This is a genomic window from Phycisphaeraceae bacterium (assembly GCA_019636675.1).
In the GTDB taxonomy this organism is placed as follows: Bacteria; Planctomycetota; Phycisphaerae; order Phycisphaerales; family UBA1924; genus JAHBXC01.
On the sequence record JAHBXC010000002.1, the window covers coordinates 248,733 to 266,514 of the forward strand.

At 69.6% G+C, this 17,782-nt stretch carries 11 protein-coding genes; 2 read left to right on the top strand and 9 right to left on the bottom strand.

What is annotated here, in order from left to right; genetic code table 11:
• Positions 1 to 10: 10 nt before the first annotated feature.
• The 4 genes from KF684_07715 to rpsD form a co-directional block, all read right to left on the bottom strand.
• Positions 11 to 1,504: a hypothetical protein gene (locus KF684_07715; protein MBX3352807.1), complete on the bottom strand. Its 1,494-nt coding sequence runs from the start codon at positions 1,502 to 1,504 to the stop codon at positions 11 to 13.
• A gap of 24 nt (positions 1,505 to 1,528) precedes the next feature.
• Complete coding sequence (locus tag KF684_07720) at positions 1,529 to 2,857, bottom strand: ABC transporter permease (GenBank protein MBX3352808.1); 1,329 nt, start codon at positions 2,855 to 2,857, stop codon at positions 1,529 to 1,531.
• A gap of 129 nt (positions 2,858 to 2,986) precedes the next feature.
• On the bottom strand, positions 2,987 to 4,915 hold the full coding sequence (locus tag KF684_07725; protein MBX3352809.1) for a hypothetical protein: 1,929 nt from the start codon (positions 4,913 to 4,915) through the stop codon (positions 2,987 to 2,989).
• Between the two features lie 133 nt (positions 4,916 to 5,048).
• Entirely contained in the window at positions 5,049 to 5,648 is a 600-nt protein-coding gene (gene rpsD / locus KF684_07730; GenBank protein MBX3352810.1) for a 30S ribosomal protein S4, read from the bottom strand.
• Positions 5,649 to 5,861: 213 nt separating this feature from the next.
• Here rpsD and ispH point away from each other — a divergent pair, with 213 nt between their 5' ends.
• Complete coding sequence (ispH, locus tag KF684_07735; GenBank protein ID MBX3352811.1) at positions 5,862 to 6,911, top strand: 4-hydroxy-3-methylbut-2-enyl diphosphate reductase; 1,050 nt, start codon at positions 5,862 to 5,864, stop codon at positions 6,909 to 6,911.
• Here ispH and KF684_07740 read toward each other — a convergent pair whose 3' ends face one another.
• Positions 6,912 to 7,580 carry a flavin reductase family protein gene (locus tag KF684_07740; protein MBX3352812.1) on the bottom strand — a complete coding sequence of 223 codons (669 nt, stop codon included), beginning with the start codon at positions 7,578 to 7,580 and terminating at the stop codon, positions 6,912 to 6,914.
• A gap of 22 nt (positions 7,581 to 7,602) precedes the next feature.
• Positions 7,603 to 9,420 carry a DNA helicase RecQ gene (recQ, locus tag KF684_07745; GenBank protein MBX3352813.1) on the bottom strand — a complete coding sequence of 606 codons (1,818 nt, stop codon included), beginning with the start codon at positions 9,418 to 9,420 and terminating at the stop codon, positions 7,603 to 7,605.
• A 237-nt stretch (positions 9,421 to 9,657) separates the two neighbouring features.
• Between recQ and KF684_07750 the strand changes: the two genes are divergently transcribed.
• Positions 9,658 to 11,940 carry a HAMP domain-containing protein gene (locus KF684_07750; protein ID MBX3352814.1) on the top strand — a complete coding sequence of 761 codons (2,283 nt, stop codon included), beginning with the start codon at positions 9,658 to 9,660 and terminating at the stop codon, positions 11,938 to 11,940.
• Between the two features lie 149 nt (positions 11,941 to 12,089).
• Here KF684_07750 and KF684_07755 read toward each other — a convergent pair whose 3' ends face one another.
• From KF684_07755 to KF684_07765, 3 genes are all read right to left on the bottom strand, one after another.
• Positions 12,090 to 12,728 carry a hypothetical protein gene (locus KF684_07755; GenBank protein MBX3352815.1) on the bottom strand — a complete coding sequence of 213 codons (639 nt, stop codon included), beginning with the start codon at positions 12,726 to 12,728 and terminating at the stop codon, positions 12,090 to 12,092.
• 34 nt (positions 12,729 to 12,762) lie between these two features.
• Complete coding sequence (locus tag KF684_07760) at positions 12,763 to 16,275, bottom strand: PD40 domain-containing protein (GenBank protein ID MBX3352816.1); 3,513 nt, start codon at positions 16,273 to 16,275, stop codon at positions 12,763 to 12,765.
• A gap of 163 nt (positions 16,276 to 16,438) precedes the next feature.
• Positions 16,439 to 17,755, bottom strand: a complete 1,317-nt coding sequence (locus KF684_07765) for an insulinase family protein (GenBank protein ID MBX3352817.1) — start codon at positions 17,753 to 17,755, stop codon at positions 16,439 to 16,441.
• Positions 17,756 to 17,782: the final 27 nt, after the last annotated feature.

Below are 17,782 nucleotides of genomic sequence, written 5' to 3' on the forward strand. Positions count from 1 at the left end.
TGGGGCCCGGTCAGGACAGCAGGGCCGCGAAGGAGCCGTCGGAGTACTTCTCGGGGGGGTCGCCGGGCCCGCCCTGGGGGGCGCGCCGGTTGATGCGAGAGGGCTTCATCGCGTGCCAGCGCTCCATCCACGCCAGCTGCTCCTCATTCTCCTCTTTCTCGAGCGAGCAGGTGGAATAGAGGATCTGCCCCCGGCGCGCTCCCGAGTCGGTCGTCGCGACCAGGCGCATCGAGTCGGCGAGGATCTGGCGCTGGATGTTCGTCAGCTCGGTCTGCTTCTCGTCGTTGAAGCGGTACCTCGCCTCGACGCGGCGCGCGAGCACGCCGGTGTTCGAGCAGGGCACGTCGAGGAACACCAGATCGGCCTTGCCGGCGTACTCGATCAGGCGCTTGTACACGACGACCTCGACGCGCGGGTTGTTCGCGAAGACCTTCTTGAGGGTCTCGCGGCGCTGGTCGTGCGTGTCCGTCGCGATGATCTTCGCGTTGGGGAACGCCGCCGCGAGCTGGCGCGTCTTGGTGCCCTGCCCGGCGCAGGCGTCGATGATCAGCGAGGGGCTGAGGTCGAGCACGCTCTGCACCGCGAGCGACGACGCCGGGTCCTGCACCCACAGGTCCGACCGGCTGGCGAGCAGCGCGAGGAGCTGGTCGCGCGAGCCGAGGAACGCGTGGTGCCCTGGCGCGGCGTGGGGGCGGGTGAGGTCGGGGGGCAGCGGCTCGCGCGCGTGCTGCGTGTTCAGGATGATCGGGGGCTGGGTCATCCCGTGCATCGCGAGGGCGCGGACCTCGCGCATCGGCATGTGCTTGAGCCACGAGCGCAGCAGCGAGAGCGGGTGGCTCGTCGCGATCGCCAGACGCGACGCGGCGTCCTCGGGCAGTGGGGTGTTGATCAGCACGAGCGCACGCCCGTCGGCGAGCGGGATCTCGTCGAGACGGTCCGTCCAGGTGTCGCGGAAGCGCGCGGTCTCGTCCTGGTGCACGTCTTCCGAGATGCGGCGCAGCACCGCGTTCACCATCGCGCCGGCGCCGGGCCGGATGCGACGCTTCGCCCACTCCACCGTCGAGTGCACCGCGGCGCGAGGGGGCACCTTGTCGAGGAAGAGGATCTGGGCCGCGCCGCCCAGCAGCGCCGCGCGGACCTTCGTCTCGAGCTTGTCCCACTCGGCGCGGATGTGGCGCGTGATCAGGAACTCGAGCGTCAGCCAGCGACGGATCGTCGCGTCGTAGACGGCGTGCGCGAAGGCGGCGTCGAGGGGCTCGAGCGCCTCGTCGCGCAGGCCGTCGATATCCAGGTTGGGGTACTCTTTCACCTGCTTCGCGATCGCGTGGTACACCGCGTCGCGGGCGCGATCGACCCCGGCGCCCAGGTCGCTGGGCTTGACGAGGGGGGAATCGAGCCGGTCGCGTCGGAATCGCTCCGAGCCGGGGCCTCCCGAGGTGGGGGGGGCGGATTCGACGGGGCGGAGTGCCGGCGTGGGCTGGTCTGGAAGGTTCTGGTCGCTCAAGGGAGGCGACTGTACGCGCCGGGATCAGTCGTGGCGCAGCGCGACGATCGGGTCCTGCTTGGCGGCCATCTTGGCCGGGTAGATCCCGAAGATCAGGCCCGTCGCCGTCGCGACGGCGAAGGACACGATGATCGACCAGGAGGTGACCTGGGTCGGGAGGGTGACATCCCGGGGGAAGAACTTGCCCACGACCGGGGCGCTGGGCAGGGCCGGCACGCCGTAGCCGATCGCCAGAGACAGCCCGATGCCCAGCCCGACGCCGATGAGCCCGCCGATCGCCGAGAGGACCGAGGTCTCGACGAGGAACTGCCAGATGATGTGCTTGCGCGTCGCGCCCAGGGCCCGGCGGATGCCGATCTCTCGCGTGCGCTCGGTGACGCTGGCGAGCATGATGTTCATGATGCCGATGCCGCCCACGAGCAGGGCGATCCCGGCGATCGCGCCGAGCACGAGCGACCAGGTCAGCGCGGTCTTCCTCGCCGACTCGAGCAGCTCGTAGGGCACGATGAGCGTGATGTCGGTCAGCCCCGGGTGACGCACGTTCATGATGCGGTTGACGCGGGCGGCGTCGAGCAGCACGGTGTCGCGCGTGGGCGAGGCGATGTAGATCTCCTCGATCTGCACCTCGTTGGCCTGCTGCGACCCCGACGCGCGTCGGATCACCAGGTCGCCGAAGACCAGGGTCGCCGTCGTCAGGGGGATGTGGATGTCGAGGTTCAAGTCGCGCCCGACGAGCGCCGCGCCGGCGCCGCCCGACAGCCCGACCGGCGCGAGGACGCCCACGATCGTGAACACCTTGTCGTCGATGCGGACCGTGTCATTCAGCGGGTCGGAGAAGGGAAAGAGCTTTTTCGCCACTTCCTGCCCGATCACCGCGACGGTCGCGTTCTCGTCGAGGTCTGCCTGCGTCAGATAGCGCCCGCGGTCCATCCGCAGGTTGATGATCTGCGCGAGATCGGGCGTCACGCCGAACGCCTGGCTCGTCAGCCGGCGTTCTTCCTTGAGCATCTGGCTGCCCACGGATTTCAGGGGGACGATGTGCTCGGCGTTCGGGAAGTTCGCCTTGATCACCGCGAAGTCCTCGCGCGTGATGCCGAACTTCGACGACCACGACCGGTTCCCGCCGCCGCCCTGCTGGGTCTCGGGGGGCTTCTGCGACCGGATGATGATGTTGCGCGCCCCGAGGCGTTCAAGCTGCTCCAGCGCCTGCTGCTTCGACCCCTCGCCGATGCTCACCATCGTGATCACCGCCGAAACGCCCAGGATGATGCCCAGCGCCGTCAGGATCGACCGCAGGATGTGCAGCCGGAGGTTCTTCAGGCCCAGCTTGATGGTTTCGAGCAGGAAGGTCATCGGGGCGTCGGCTCGCGAAGGAGAGAGGGGACCCAGGCATGGGAACGGCGCCGGGGGCGGAGTTCCCCCGGGCCCACTTGTACCGCGCCGCGGCCGACCGGTGGCGAGCCCGCTCCGCCCGGGCCGGACTCAGGACCCGGCGTCGGCGTTGTCGGCGTTCTCTCGCGACGCGCGCCGCCCGACCTCGCGGTAGTTCAGGCGCTGGCGCAGGTTCTCGAGCGAGAACGGGTTGTCCTCGGAGGTGTTCAGCTCTCGCTGCATGGCCGCCAGCACGATCCGCGACTGCAGAGACTCGTACTCCTCGCGCGTCAGCGGGTCGCGCGCCGTAATCCGGACGAACGCGACGGAAAGGGCCTCGCGCACCGGCACGATCAGGACCCGGCTGTCCATCGGCTGCAGGTCGATCGGCTCGGTCGGCGTGAGCGCACGGGCGGCGCCCATCACCGCGTCGCGGAACGAACGCTGCGCCAGCGTGCGCTGGAGCGTCTCGGACGCCATCGGCTCGAACAGCGGCACGGCCTGCTCGTCGGAGACCGAGAGCATCGTGGACCGGGCGCCGGGCTGGAGCATCTGGGCCGCCGCGTCGGGGCCTCGCGCCACCAGCGTGTCGCGCAGGCCCTCAGCACGCTCCTTCATCACCTCAAACGCGCTGAGGCGACGAAGGTCGCGCTCGACCTGAGCGCGGACCTCGTCGATCGACGCCGGCGGGCCGGCGGGGCGCACATCGAGGAACCGGAAGTAGTGGCGCTGGTCCGCCGAGTCGGCGGAGGGCATGTTCAGCACGCCGACCTGGAAACGCGCCGTCGTTTCGTCGGATGTCTGCAGTTCGCGGATCTCTCCCAGCACCTGCGAGAGCGCGAAGACGCGCAGGCCGTCCTGAATGAACGACTGGCCGATGCCCGGGAGCTGCGCGAACTCCGCAGGGGAGAGCCACGCGTCCGCCTCGACGCCCACGAAGGGGTGGGGCAGCGTGAGATTGTGCTGCGTGCGGAAGCGCTGGACCACCTGGTCGGCGATCGCGGTCAACTCGGTGCGCGACTCGCGCCAGTTCCCGGGCAGCGTGCGGAAGCCCCGCCCGTCGGTGGCGATGTCGCGAACATCGGCCAGGCCCGCGGCGCGGACGACCTGGTCGGCTTCCTGCATCAGGGCCTTCACGCGCTCTCGCGCCAGGTCGTCGCGGACGCGCGCACGCTCGGCGCTGAACTCGCCGGGGTACGCGTCGCGGTTGGCCTCGAAACGCTTGCGCACATCGATGGGATCGAGGGTGATCGTGTCGAGGAACGCCTGCGGGTCGATGGTGATCCACTCGACCTTGACGCCGATGGGCAGGCGGTAGCCGAAGCCGTACTCGTTGCCGGACTCTGCGCCCGGGTCGACATCGCGGTGCTTCGCGAACTGGGCCTCGAGCTCCGCCGTCGACGGCGCCGGGACCTGCGACGCCAGCGCGTCCGCCGGCACGATGGCCGCCTGCACGCGCGCCGTGTCCAGCACGGACTCGGCGAACCGCAGCGCGCGCGCCGACGAGAGCTTGGGCGCCCCCAGATACGCGGCGCGCAGACGCTGCACGCCGAAGAGGTTCGCGAGCGCACGATCCAGCGTCGAGGACACGCCGCCGCCGGACAGCTGCATGCGGCGCTGCTCGAGCTCGGAGCGCACCTGCGCGTAGGCCTGGTCGATGGAGATCTGCCCGCCGGCCTGCATCACGAACTGCTGCGCATACTCACGCGCCAAGCGGTCGAGCAGCGCGAGCGAGTCGCTCACGCCGCCGGCGTACCCGGCCCTGCGCGCCTCGGCGACGAGCAGGATCCAGTGCTCCTCGTCCTCGATGCCCAGCGACTGAGGGTCCAGGCCCAGCATGTCGGTGAGCAGTCGCAGCTCTCCGGCGGCGAACTGCGCGTCCTGCAGCGAGATCTCCCCGCCGTCGAACTTCGCGTAGGCGCGCCCGGCCGCTGCCTGTCCGACCTGCTGGAGCGCCTGGGGAACGAGGAACGCGATCATCAGCAGCCCGCCGCCGATGACCAGGATCCACTTGTTGTACTTGCGGAAGAATTTCAGCATATGGAACGATCTTCTGGGTGCGGAGCAGGCAGGATACGCGGAAGGGTCGCGCCGAGCGCGGCGGGGAATGAAAGCGCCCCGGCGCGAGAGCCGGGGCGCCGTGGATGCCGTGCGCTCGCGAGCCCGCCGCGGTTTAGCGGTAGAACTCGACGATCAGGTTGGTGTTCACGTCGAAGGGGATCTGGTCGGGGGTCGGCATCGCCGTCACCGCGCAGGTCAGCTCCGAGGGGTTCACGTCGATCCAGCCGGGCGTCACGTGCCCGACCAGCGACTCCATGTGCTCGCGGACGAGCTTCTGGGTGCGCTCCTTGATCGTGATCTTGTCGTTCAGGGAGACCTGGAAGGACGGCCGGTCGACCTTGCGCCCGTTGACGCGAACGTGCCCGTGCGCCACGAGCTGGCGGGCCGCCCAGATCGAGCGGGCGAAGCCGGCGCGCCGGATGACGTTGTCAAGGCGACGCTCGAGGAGCTGCAGCAGCACCTCGCCGGTGTTGCCCTGGCGACGCGCCGACTCTTCCATGTAGCGCTCGAACTGACGCTCGAGCACGTTGTAGTGGTAGCGCAGCTTCTGCTTTTCGTTCTTGCGGATGCCGTAGTCGCGAAGACGACGACCGCGCAGGCCGTGCATGCCCGGGGGGTTGAGCTGGCGCTTCGAGGTGTGCTTGGGGAGGTCGGCGATCGGGACGCCCACGCGTCGGGACAGCTTGACCTTGGGGCCGGTGTAATTGGCCATCGTTCGAACTCCGTCTCCTCCGCCGGTGGGCGAAGGGTGCTTCGGGGGTGAGTGGAAGCGACCGTCGGGTGGCCGCGGCTGCGGTCCGAGTCGGTCCGGTCCAGATTGACGATCCGAGAAGGGGGGTACCCCCTCACGGGACGCCAATAGAAGGGCGCCCCGGGCGGTAAATCAACCCCCCGCCTCCGCGACGTCCGGGCGTAGAGTAGCCCGATGCGCATCCTCCTGGTCAGCCCCCGTGGTTTCTGCGCCGGCGTCGAGATGGCCGTCGAGGTCGTTGAGCAGATCCTCGACGCTCTGAACGACGCCGGCGCGGATGAGCCGGTCTACGTCTACCACGAGATCGTCCACAACAAGCATGTCGTCGGGAGGTTCCGCGATCGGGGGGTCGTCTTCGTCGAGCGTCTCGAGGATGTCCCCCCCGGGTCCCTCGTCGTCTTCTCGGCCCACGGCATCTCGCCCCAGGTCCGCGAGGAGGCCCGCGCACGGAACCTCACCGCGATCGACGCGACCTGCCCCCTGGTCACCAAGGTCCACGCGGAGGCCATCCGATACTCCCGGCAGGGCTACCAGATCCTCCTCGTCGGGCACGCCGACCACCAGGAGGTCATCGGCACCCGGGGCGAAGCCCCCGACGCGATCCAGGTCGTCGAGTCGCCCTCCGACATCCCGAATCTGCGAATCGACGACACCGACATGCTGGTCTACCTCACCCAGACCACCCTCAGCACCGACGACGCGCAGGTCATCATCGACGCGCTCAAGCGGGCGTTCCCCAACATCAAAGAACCCCCGACCAGCGACATCTGCTACGCGACGACCAACCGCCAGCACGCCGTTCGCACCTTCGCGCCGCGCGCCGAGCTCGTCCTGGTGGTCGGCTCGCGCAACAGCAGCAACTCGGTCCGCCTCACCGAGATCGCGCAGAACGTCGGAACGCCGGGCCGCCTCGTCGACGACGCCAGCGAGCTGCGCAAGGAGTGGTTCGAGGGCGTCGAGACCGTGCTGCTCACCGCCGGCGCGTCGGCGCCCGAGGACCTCGTCGCCGGCGTCTGCCGCACGCTGCTCTCGTGGTTTGGCGGCGATATCCGGCTGGTCTCCACCGCCGACGAGGACCAGGAATTCAACCTGCCCTCGAGCCTGCGGCGATGGATGGCCGACCGGGGGCTCGACCCTGCGCACGAGCGTGTGCGCATCGGCCACTACGACTATTCGGCCGAGGCCTACGGCGCGGTGCCCCTGACGATCAGCGCGAAGGCGTGATCACCCCAGTGGCAGCGGTTTCCCGGCGAGTTCCATCGCCGGGGCGCCCCACGGCAGGTCGAACCGCTCGCGCGTCGTGCAGTACGACAACCCGGCCAGGCGCCCGACCGCCGCCAGTTTCGCCGGGTCGACGTGCATCCGGTCGTTGATCAGCCCCTCGTGCGCGTGCACGTGCACCACGCGCCCGAGCACCACGTTGCCCCCGGCGCGCTGGCCTGGGTTCGTCCGGATCACCTGGGTCGTCTCGCACTCGAAGCTCACGGGCGCTTCGAGGACCCGGGGCGCCCTCACGACCACGCTCGGCGCCGGCGTGAGCCGAGCGAGCGCGAACTCGCTCTCCGCGTAGGGCAGCTCGTGCGCGCACGCCGCCATCTGCGCCGCGATCCCCTCGCTCACCACGTTCACCACGAACTCGCCGGTCCCGCCCTCCTCGCGAGGCTTCGCGTTGCGCAGCGTGTCCTTCTCGCTGCCGTCCGCGTTGTTCGCCGGGCAGAACATCAGCATCATGGGGTTCGAGCCCACCGCCGTGAAGAACGAGAACGGCGCCAGGTTCGTCGACGACCCGTCGGGCGAGATGGTCGAGACGAACGCGATGGGGCGAGGCACGACGGCGCCTACGAGGAGCTTGTACCGTTCCGCGACGTCGAGCGATGAGGGGTCCAGGTGCATGCCAGAGCGTAGCGCCGCGCTGTCAGGCGCCGATGCACGCGAGGAACGCCTCGCCGAACTCCTCGAGCTTGCGCTGGCCCACGCCCTTGACCTCGAGCAGCGCGTCGCGCGTCGCCGGGCGTCGTCGGGCCATCTCGCGAAGCGTCGCGTCGTCGAACACCAGGTACGCCGGGATCGCGCGCTCCTGCGAGATCTCCCGGCGAAGCGAGCGCAGCCGATCGAACAGGTCCCGGTCGACGCCCTCCCAGTCGGCCCCGCTCGCCCTCGACTCCGCCCTCGTCGGCGCGACGCGCGGCGAGCGCAGCGTCACCGAGCGCTCGCCCCGCAGGAACTCGCCCGAACGCTCCGTGAGACGCACCACGGGCATCTCGTCGGTCGTCCGCTCCAGCGCGCCCTGGTCGCACAGCTGGTCGATGTACGACTGGATCGCCGACGCTGGCGTGCCGGCCATCAACCCGTAGACGCTCAGCGCGTCGTGGCGCAGGCGTCGGATCTTCTCCTTGTTCGCGCCGCGCAGGACATCGCTGATGTGCGCCGCGCCGAAGCCCACGCGCAGGCGCGCCACGCACGAGAGGATCTTCTGGGCCACCACCACGCTGTCCGCGACCGCCTCGCACTCGTCCAGGCAGATGTCGCACGCGCCGCAGTTCGGCTTGTCGAACGCCTGACCGAAATACGCCGCCAGCGCCCGGTGACGACAGGTCATCGTCGAGCAGAAACGGCGCATGTGCTCGAGCAGCTCGGTCTGGTGCTCGGGGGGCGAGGCGTCGCCGTTCTCGCGCGCCGCGTGCTGCATCAGGCGGCGCCAGTTCGAGACATCCGCCGATGAATACAGCAGCGTGCACTCGGCCTCGAGCCCGTCGCGCCCGGCGCGACCCGCTTCCTGCTGGTAGTGCTCGACGGACTTGGGCATCGCCATGTGGATCACGCAGCGAACGTCGCTGCGATCGATACCCATCCCGAACGCCACCGTCGCGACGACAACCTGCAGACGCTCCTGCATGAAGCGATCCTGGACGCGCTGGCGCGCAGACGAAGACAGCCCGGCGTGGTACGCGCTCGCCTGCACGCCCTGATCGGTCAGCCACGCCGCCATCGTTTCCGTGTCCTTGCGGCTGATGCAGTACACGATGACCGCCTTGCCCTCGTGGCGCTTGACGATCTCGAGGAGCTGTTCCCTGCCGGAGACTCTGGGCAGCACCCGGTACACGAGGTTCGGCCGGTCGCAGTCGCCCACGAGAACCGCAGGGTCTCGCAGCCCAAGCTGACGCGCGATGTCGGTGCGCACCCGCTCGGTCGCCGTCGCCGTGAACGCGTGCCACGCCGCGTCGGGGACGGTTTGCTTCAGGTCCGTCAGCCGGCGGTACTCGGGGCGGAAATCGTGCCCCCAGTGGCTGATGCAGTGCGCCTCGTCCACCACGATCGACGCCGGCTTCGCCCGGCGCAGGATCGCGCGCATCCGCGAGGTCAGAAGGCGCTCGGGCGCGGCGAAGACCATCCGAACCTCTCGCGCCTCGATCGCGCGCTCCGCTTCGGCCTGCTCCTCGGGCGTCAGCCCGCTGTGCAGCGCGACGGCCGGGCACCCGCGCGAGACCAGGCCGTCGACCTGGTCCTTCATCAGCGAGATGAGCGGCGAGACGATTACATCGAGCCCTTCGCGCATCATCGCGGGCAGCTGGTAGCACAGGCTCTTCCCGGCGCCCGTCGGGAGAACGACCAGACTGTCGCGCGCCTTCAGGTTCGCGCGGATCGCCTCTTCCTGCATGGGGCGCAACGAGTCAAAGCCCCAGTGCAGGCGAAGCAGCTCGAACAGTCGTTCTCGTGTCGCGTCGTCGGACATGGCGGAATCCTAACCAATTCCGGACAGGGAGCGAGCCGTGCCCCGAGCCAAGCGATTGCGGCGGTGTTGGCGGATAAACAGATCGATTTCAGCCAGTGCTTTCCGCCAAGATTGACTAAATCGGCCGATCTTTGGCGTCGATGACTCCGGCAGTGGACGCCGCCACGGTGCGGCATGGTGACAGTCGCGACGGCGCGACGACAAGACATGACGCCCTCGGGGCCGGAGTTTTCTCCAATGGTGTGTTGCATACTCGCGTTGTCGCGGGCCTGCGCCTTCGGTGCGCGCGGCCTGCTCGGGGTCGTTCTCGTCCTCCTCGCTCTGGCCTCGGCTCCGAGCTTCGCCTCGGGCGCCGACCCCTTCACGCCTGCCGAGCAGACCGCGACACGGAGCGTGGGAGACACTTCCGGACTGACCGCCAAGCTCGTCTCAGAGCTGGGAAACACCGGGACCTTTGTCGCTCCGGAGCTCAAGCCGACGCCCCGCCCCGCGTTCGGCGCCAACGCCGGGCGCGCCGAGCCCTCGTCGCTGAGCCACTTCGAAACCCCGCCCTCGACGCTGGTGACGGCGTTCTGGATCCTCACCGCCTTCGCCGGCTTTGTCACCGCGTTTGCCGCGTGGCGACTCGCGCGGCTCCGTAAGCCGGACGGAACGGTGGCGCGCGGGTTCACGCTGGGCAGCAAGCTCACCCTCGCCTTCGGCTCGCTCGGCTGCATGATCCTCGTAGTCAGCACGATGTCGCTGAAGTCGCAGCACTCCGCAGAGGCCGCGACGAGCGAGTTTGAAGAGATGATCCAGGACGTCGCCGCCTCGGAAGAGATCATGCTCGATCTCTACCGTGCGCAGGTCCGCGTCCGCGACTTCATGCTTGATCCTTCCGACCGCGCGCTCGCCAGCTACTCCGACGCGATGGCCCGTTCGGTCGCCAGCGTCGAGGGTCTGTCGAAGGTCATGACCGACCCATCGAGCGCGCGGATCCTCTCGGAGGTCCGAGAGCATGTCAACCAGTACGACAAGGGGTTCGCCCGGCTCGTCGCCGTCCTCGACGAGGAGCACGCGATCCTCGAGTACCAGCTCGCGCCCACCGCGGAGCGCATCGTCGCGCTGCTGAGAGCCATCCGCGACACCGCCCGCGCCGACGGCGACGCGCAGATCGCGTTTGCCGCGGGCGACAAGATCGAGACCATCCTTCTGGCGCACATCGAACTCGAGCGCTATGTCGTCACCCGCGACGCGAACCACGCCCGGCTCGCGACCGAGCTTGCCCGCCGCAGCGCACGCGACGCCGCCGAGCTGCGCGCCTCCATGCGCAACCCGGTGCGCCAGCGATGGGCGGCCGAGATCGAGCAGGGCGCGAACTTCTTCGCGACGGGCATCGACCGCGTGACCGCCGCGAGCCAGAACCGGGCACGCGTGCTTGCCGAGCAGATCGACCGCCCTGGCGACGCCGCGATCGCCAACGGCTACGAGCTTGTCAAGCTGATCAACGAGCGCGAGCACGAGCTGAAGGCGCGCCTCGCGTCCGAGGCCGAGCTGATCCGCGCCGAGGTGCTGATCATCAGCGCCTTCGCGCTGCTTACCGCGACCTTCGTCAGCGTGCTTCTCATCCGTGTCGTGACGCGAGGCGTCAGCCGCGTCCTCTCCGTGCTTCAGTCCGTCGCGGCGGGCGACCTGACGCGTGAGGCGCTCAAGCTCAAGTCCTCCGACGAGATCGGGGAGCTGGCCCGCGCCACCGACTCCATGAACGAGTCCCTCAAGCAGATCATGGCCGACGTCTCCACCTCCGCCGGGGGCGTCGCCTCCGCCGCCACCGAGATCGCCGCCTCCAACGAGGAGATGTCCGCCGGGCTCGCCGAGCAGGCCGACCAGGTCTCGCAGGTCTCCGCCGCCACCGAGGAGATGTCCGCCACCTCCCAGGAGGTCGCCAACAAGTCCACCGAGGGCAAGGGCGTGGTCGAGCAGACCATCTCACGCATCGAGGAGATCGCCTCCGAGGTGCGCGCCTCCGCCGCCGCCGTCAACTCGCTCGGGCAGAAGAGCGAGGAGATCGGGCAGATCATCTCCGTCATCAACGACATCGCCGACCAGACCAACCTCCTCGCGCTCAACGCCGCCATCGAAGCCGCACGCGCCGGAGAGCACGGGCGCGGGTTCGCGGTCGTCGCCGACGAGGTGCGTCAGCTGGCCGAGCGGACGACCAAGGCCACCGAGCAGGTGGGCCAGTCGATCCGCGAGATCCAGCAGGAGACCACGGGCGCGGTGCAGCGCATGGAGGGCGGCACCGAGAAGGTGGCCGCCGGCGTGGAGTACGCCAAGCAGGCCGGCGACGCGCTGAGCAGCATCGTGACGGCGGCGGAGCAGCAGAGCAGCGCGACCATCGAGATCGCGCAGAGCGTGGAGCAGATCAACTCGGTGGCGCTGCAGAGCCGCGAGGGCGCCGCCCAGGCCGCCGCCGCCGCCGCGCAGCTCTCCGCCGAGGCCGAGAAGCTCCAGTCACTCGTCAAGAAGTTCAAGGTCTGAGACCCAGACAACGGGCGGATCGGGCCGAGAGAGTGTGCGCTCTCTGCCCAATCCGAGCATGGTCGGCGCTCACGCGTCGGCTGTGAATCAAGAACGCGGGCCTGCGCTGGCCCGCGTTCTTCTTTTTGATCCGCTGTCGTCGCGATGGTTCAGCGCTGGCCCCACGCCGCGGGAGGCGCCGGGACCGGTCGAGTCAGGTCGAACTCCACGCGGAATCGCCGGTCGGCGCCCTGGCGCTCGAGCCCGTAGGTGTAGGTCCTGCCGGGGATGATCTCGACGGTCCAGACATTCGTGGTCGCCGCGGGGAGCATGCGCGAGGTCTCGTAGTCGGCGTGGAATCGCTGCGTGGTCGGGCTGCCCGGCCCGCGCGTGTCCCCGCCGTACTGCGTCAGCTCGTCTTCGGCGCCGTCCTCGTGTCTGTGGTCATGCTTGAGGCGTATGCCGTTGATGGTGCGCGTGAAGATCCACGTGCGTGACCGGTCTTCTCCGACATGGAAGGGGACCTGGATGCGATCGCCCTCGCAGTGCCGGACCTGCATCACGAGGCGTTTGCCGGCGAAGTCGGGGCTGCTGGTCGAGTCCTCGACGACGCGCCCCTCGAACGACTGCCCGCACAGCGAGGCGAGCGCGTCCCAGAACTCCTCCTGCGCGTCGTGCAGCGGCGCACGGTGCGCAGTCGACGCGGGCGGGTTCGCGCAGCACGCGCACCCGGCGAGCGAAACGACCGCCGCCAGCGAGCCGGCGACGAGCGCCGACCGGTGGCGGCGCGAGCGATGTGGAGCTGTCATGGTCCTGTCCTTTCGCGTCGGTGGCGGCGGCGGGTCAGCGCTGATCGATCTCCGCGAGCAGCGCACGCACCGCGGCCTCCATCTGTGGGTCTCGCCCGGCGGCCTCGTCGGCAGGGGAGAGGGCCACGTCGATGTCGGGCATCGCGCCGTTGTTCTCCATGTCGGTCCCGTCGGGCAGGTACCACCCGCGGAAGGGCACGCGAACGAAGGTCCCGTCGATGAGCGAGGTTCCGCCGGTGGAGATCACGCCGCCGAAGGTCTGCGTGCCGACGAGCTTGCCCCGCCCGATCGTCTTGATCGCGTGCGCGAAGATCTCGGCGTTGGAGAAGGAGTTCTCGTTGATGAGCACGATGATGGGGCGCGCGTAGCCGTGGATGAGCCGGCGGTCGCGCGGGTAGGTGTCGAACGACGCCTTCTCGCGGTCGGCGCCGCGAGGCACGGTGTAGGCGTGCGCCGGGGCCGTGAGCGAGGACAGCAGGATGTCGGCGGTCGAGCCGCCCCCGTTGTCGCGCACATCGATCACGAGCCCGTCGCGACCGCTCGCGGCGGCGAAGAGGTCTCGCTCGAAGTCACGCACGCTCGCGAGGTCCATCCCCCGGATGTGCAGGTATCCCAGACGCCCGTTCGAAAGGGCGTGCACCGCGGCCTCGCGCTGGCGCACCTCGTTCTCGTAGCCGAGCCCGGTCAGCTGCCCGCCGCTGATGGGCGTGATCAGCACATACGAGGGCTTGTCGGCGTTCGCCTCGGCGCGACGGACGTCCAGCAGCGTCTCCCTGCCCGCGGCGCCGGCGAGCGCCTCGGCCATCGAGATGTTCGGGCGCTCGTTCTCGGAAGGCGCGAGCGCGCGCCCGTCGACGCCGGTGATGATGTCGCCCTCGTAGAGGCGCGACAGCGGGTGCGCCGCCGGCGACTTGGGCATCACCGAGACGACGCGGTACCCGCCCGACGCCGGCTCGACCGTCGCGCCGAGATGCCCGACGCGCGGGGACGGGGACGAGAACGAATCGCCCCCTCGGATGCCTGTGTGCGAGCCGTCGAGTTCGCCGAAGAGGAACTGGACGACGCGGTTGAACTCCTCGTTGGTGCGCGTCCGCTCGGCGAGCGAGCCGTAACGCTCCGTCAGCGCGGGCCAGTCGAGCCCCTTCAGCGTGGGGTGATAGAAGCGATCGCCGAGGGTGCGAGCCGCTTCGGCGAACTTCTGTCGCTGCTGATCGCGGACGGCGATCTCGATGTCGGCGTCGATGTCGAGCCGGTCGGTCTTTCCCCCGGTCGGCGACGACATGTTCGCGCGCCCGGACGAGAGGAACACGACCTTGTCGCCCTTCAGCGACACGCTCACGCCGCCGGTCCCGCCGCCGGTGATCTGCTTGCGGTCCGAACCGCGGAAGTCGACGGAGAAGAGCGAGGTGGAGCCGTCGATGTTCGCGCTGAAGATCGCGCGGTCGGCGCCGGGGGTCATCTCGAGGTTGCCCTGCCCGGTCGGCACGCCGTAGAGACGCCTGATGCGCAGGTAGGCGTCGTCGAGCTCGCCCGTCTCGACGGCCTGCGCGAGGTCGAAGCCGTCCGGCTTCTTCCACGCGCCGCTGAGGGGCGCGTGCTTCTTCGCGGCGGCGGCCGCGTCGTCGAAATACTTCTTCAGCTCGTACGGGCGCTTCTGGTCGAGCGACCGGTCGAGGTACAGCCGGTAGATGTCGTTCTGCCCGTTCTGCGTCGCGTCGCGGTCGGAGAGGAAGTAGAGCACGCGACCGTCCGCCGAGAGTCGCGGCGAGGCGTCCCGGTCCGGGTGACGGGTCAGGTTGAAGAACCCGCGGTCAGGGTTCTCGGTGTCGAGCAGGTGCACGTCGCTGTTGAAATCGAAGTCGTTGATCGCCAGCACGAGGTGGCGCGAGTCGTAGGCCCAGGCGACGTCCGCTTCGTCCCAGTGCTCGAGCACGACGCGGTCGTCCCCGGTGGCGAGGTCGCGCACCACGAGGTCGCCGTAGTTGCGGGTGAAGAGCAGCTTCGTGCCGCAGGGCGAGGGGATCGGCCTGCGGTCGCCCGAGCCGGTGTTGACGACCTCCTCGACGTGGAACCGGAGGGACGCGGCCCAGCGCTCGCCGTGGTCGGGCTTCTTGTCTTTCGCGGCGGGCTTCTTCGCGTCGTCCTTCTTCTCGTCGCCCTCGGCCTTGGGCTGCTCGCCCGCGTTGTCGTCCGTGGGCTTGTCGGCGTCGTCGGCCTTGGGCTCGGGGGCGGGCTTGGCGGGCTCGAGATCGGCGCGCGCCAGCGAGACCTCGGCGCGATGGATCGCGTAGCGCCCGCTCTCGTCGGAGCTGAAGTAGAGGTACTGCCCGTCGGGTGACCAAGCGAGGTCGCGCTCGCGCGCCGCGGTGCGTGTCACGCGCCGTGCCGGCATGCCCTCGTCGACGCTGCGCACGAAGACCTCGCCCCGCGCGACGACGGCGACGGTCTTGCCATCGGGGCTGAGCGCGGCCTCGCTGGCTTTGTCGCTCATCGTGATGCGCTGACGCAGCGCCGAGTCGGTGTCGGCGGACGCGGCGAGCGGGACCGCGACCGGGCGCGCGTTCGGGCGCGTCAGGTCGAGCGTGTACATCGTGTCCCAGACCGCGAAGACCGCGGTGCGCCCGTTGCGCGAGACATCCAGATCGCGGACGCCGGCGCCGATGGAGGCGACTCCGTCGGGCTTGAAGCTGGTGAGCTGGCGCGCGCGAGATTCGTCGGTGTTGCCCAGGGGCTTGGCCCACAGGTTGTTCTGCCCGTCGCGCGAGGAGATGAACAGCACGCGCCCGTCGGGCAGCGCGAATCCGAAACCGTCGTTGGACACGGTGTTCGTGACGCGCGTGAAGCGGTTGTCCGACGGGTCGAACGACCAGAGCTGCGTCGCGCCGGGCCCGCGGTACTTCGGGCGGTCCCAGGCGTTGTAGCCGCGCTGGAAGAAGATCACCGAGCCGTCGGGCGACATGTTCACGTGCGATCCGAACGCGTCGGTGAGGCGCTCGACGGGCCCGCCATTGACGGGGACGGCGTACATGCGCTGCTGGCGATAGATCGAGGGCTCCTCACGCGAGGTGAAGAGGATCCGCGTGCCGTCGGCGCTGAACCCGCCCAGGGACTGCGCGCTGTCGGAGACGGTGACGCGCCGGGGCTCGCCGGCGAGGACGCCCTCGTCGGCGCGAGACAGGGGCATGACATAGATGTTCTGCGCGCCGTCGCGGTTGGACTCGAACGCGAGCAGCGAGCCGTCGGGGCTGAACGCGCTGCGCCCTTCGATCGCCGGGTGCGTCGTGAGGCGCGTCGACTTCCCGCCCGCGACGGGGACGGCCCACAGGTCGCCGGCCCACGCGTAGACGATCGTCGACGCGTCGGGGCTCAGCGAGGGGTATTGGGGGAACGCGACGCTCGTGGATTCCTGGAGCGCGTCGGTCGCGAGCGCGAGGGCGACGAGCTGGGCCGCGCTGGTCGGTGCGCTCGAAGCGGGGGGAGTCTGCGCCGTCGAGCAGCCAGAGAGCAGGCCGACAGCGAGCACGCCGATCACGGAGCAACGCATCATCCGTTGAGGTCCTTCCGAGAGGTTCAAGGGCAATCCGCGGCCTTGGGGCCCGCGGGCCGGGGGCCGGGGGTGGGGGCCGGGGGGAAAGGTTGAGTCCCGCAGTGTACAGACTTCCTCGCCCTCGGTTCATGCGACGGACAGTCGTGCTCCGGAACCGACGAGATCAGGGGGGCGGCGCGACGGTCCAGACCCCGGCCCCGCGGACGCCCGGGGCGAAGACCGCCTCGTAGCACGCCGCGAGGGCGTCGTCGTCGACCAGCGAGACGCGCTGCGCGAGCGCCGGGCCCGGAGTCCCCAGCTGCTCGGCGCGACCGATCGTGATCGCGGCGAAGTATGGGTTGCCTGCGGCCATCGCCTGGCTGATCGGCGTGGCGCGCAGCATCAGACCGAAGTTGTTCATCGCGCGCGTCGCGTCGGCTCTGGACATGGGGCGCGTCGCGATCGTGCGAACGATGGAATCCAGTCGCGCAATCGACGGGTTCGGCTCTTCTCCCGTGCCCATGGGAACGAGGAGGAACATCACCTCCGGCTGGTCGAGGGGCGCCCACTGCGCCGGAGGGGGCGTCCAGCGCCCGTCGCGCATCTCGTGCCGGAATCGCTCGAGCAGTCGCGCCGCGATGACGAGCGCCGCCGGGTAGTGATCGTCGGTCGGGGAGGGCATCGGGAACGCGAAGCAGACGCTTGGAGCGAGCGAGTCGCGCTGCCCCGACATGCGTACGACCTCACGGATCGGTTCGGCTCGCGCCGCGGGCGGCCCCGGCGCGAGTCCAGAGGGGATGTCCGCGAAGAGCTCCTTGATCCTGGCGCGCACCGCCTGCCCGTCCAACGCGCCGACGACGACGAGGCGGGTGTTCGCGGCCAGATAGAGCGCGTCGTGTCTTTGCTGGAGTTCTTCTGGAGTGACATCGCGGAGCTGTTCGATCACGCCGCCCTTTCGCGCGCCGACCTGCAAGGGAAGGGCCGCGTGCTTCACGCGGTTCATCAGGCCGAGGAAAGGGATCCCGCCCCACATGTTGCCCAGTTCGGCTTCGACACGGGGCAGCTCGCGTTCCAGATCTTCCCGCGTCACACGCAGCGATCGCATCCTCGACGCGGCCCGGCGCAGCTCCTCGTCGAGTTCGGCGGCGTTCACGACGCCGGCGATCAGCGTGGAGTCCTCGCCGGTCTGCGCGTTGAACTGATTGTTGTAGCGGGCGGCGAGCGCCTCAGCGGTCGTGGCGCCTCGTTCCGATGTCGCGGCGGTGACGAGCACGTGCTCGAGGAGGTGGGCAAGGCCGGACCTGCCAGGCGGGTCGTGGCGCTCGCCGATGTCGTGCAGCACGAGCACGCACGCGACCGAGCCCCCGGTCGTCGGCCAGAGCGTCACACGCAGGCCGTTGTCGAGGGTGAAATGCTCGAGCGAATGCTGCGCGACGGCTCGCGGCGAGAGCGTCGCGAGAAGAGTCAGCACGAACGCGAGCGAGAGGAGGCGGGTGGGCATGGCGTGGTCCTCTCGGGCCATCGTACC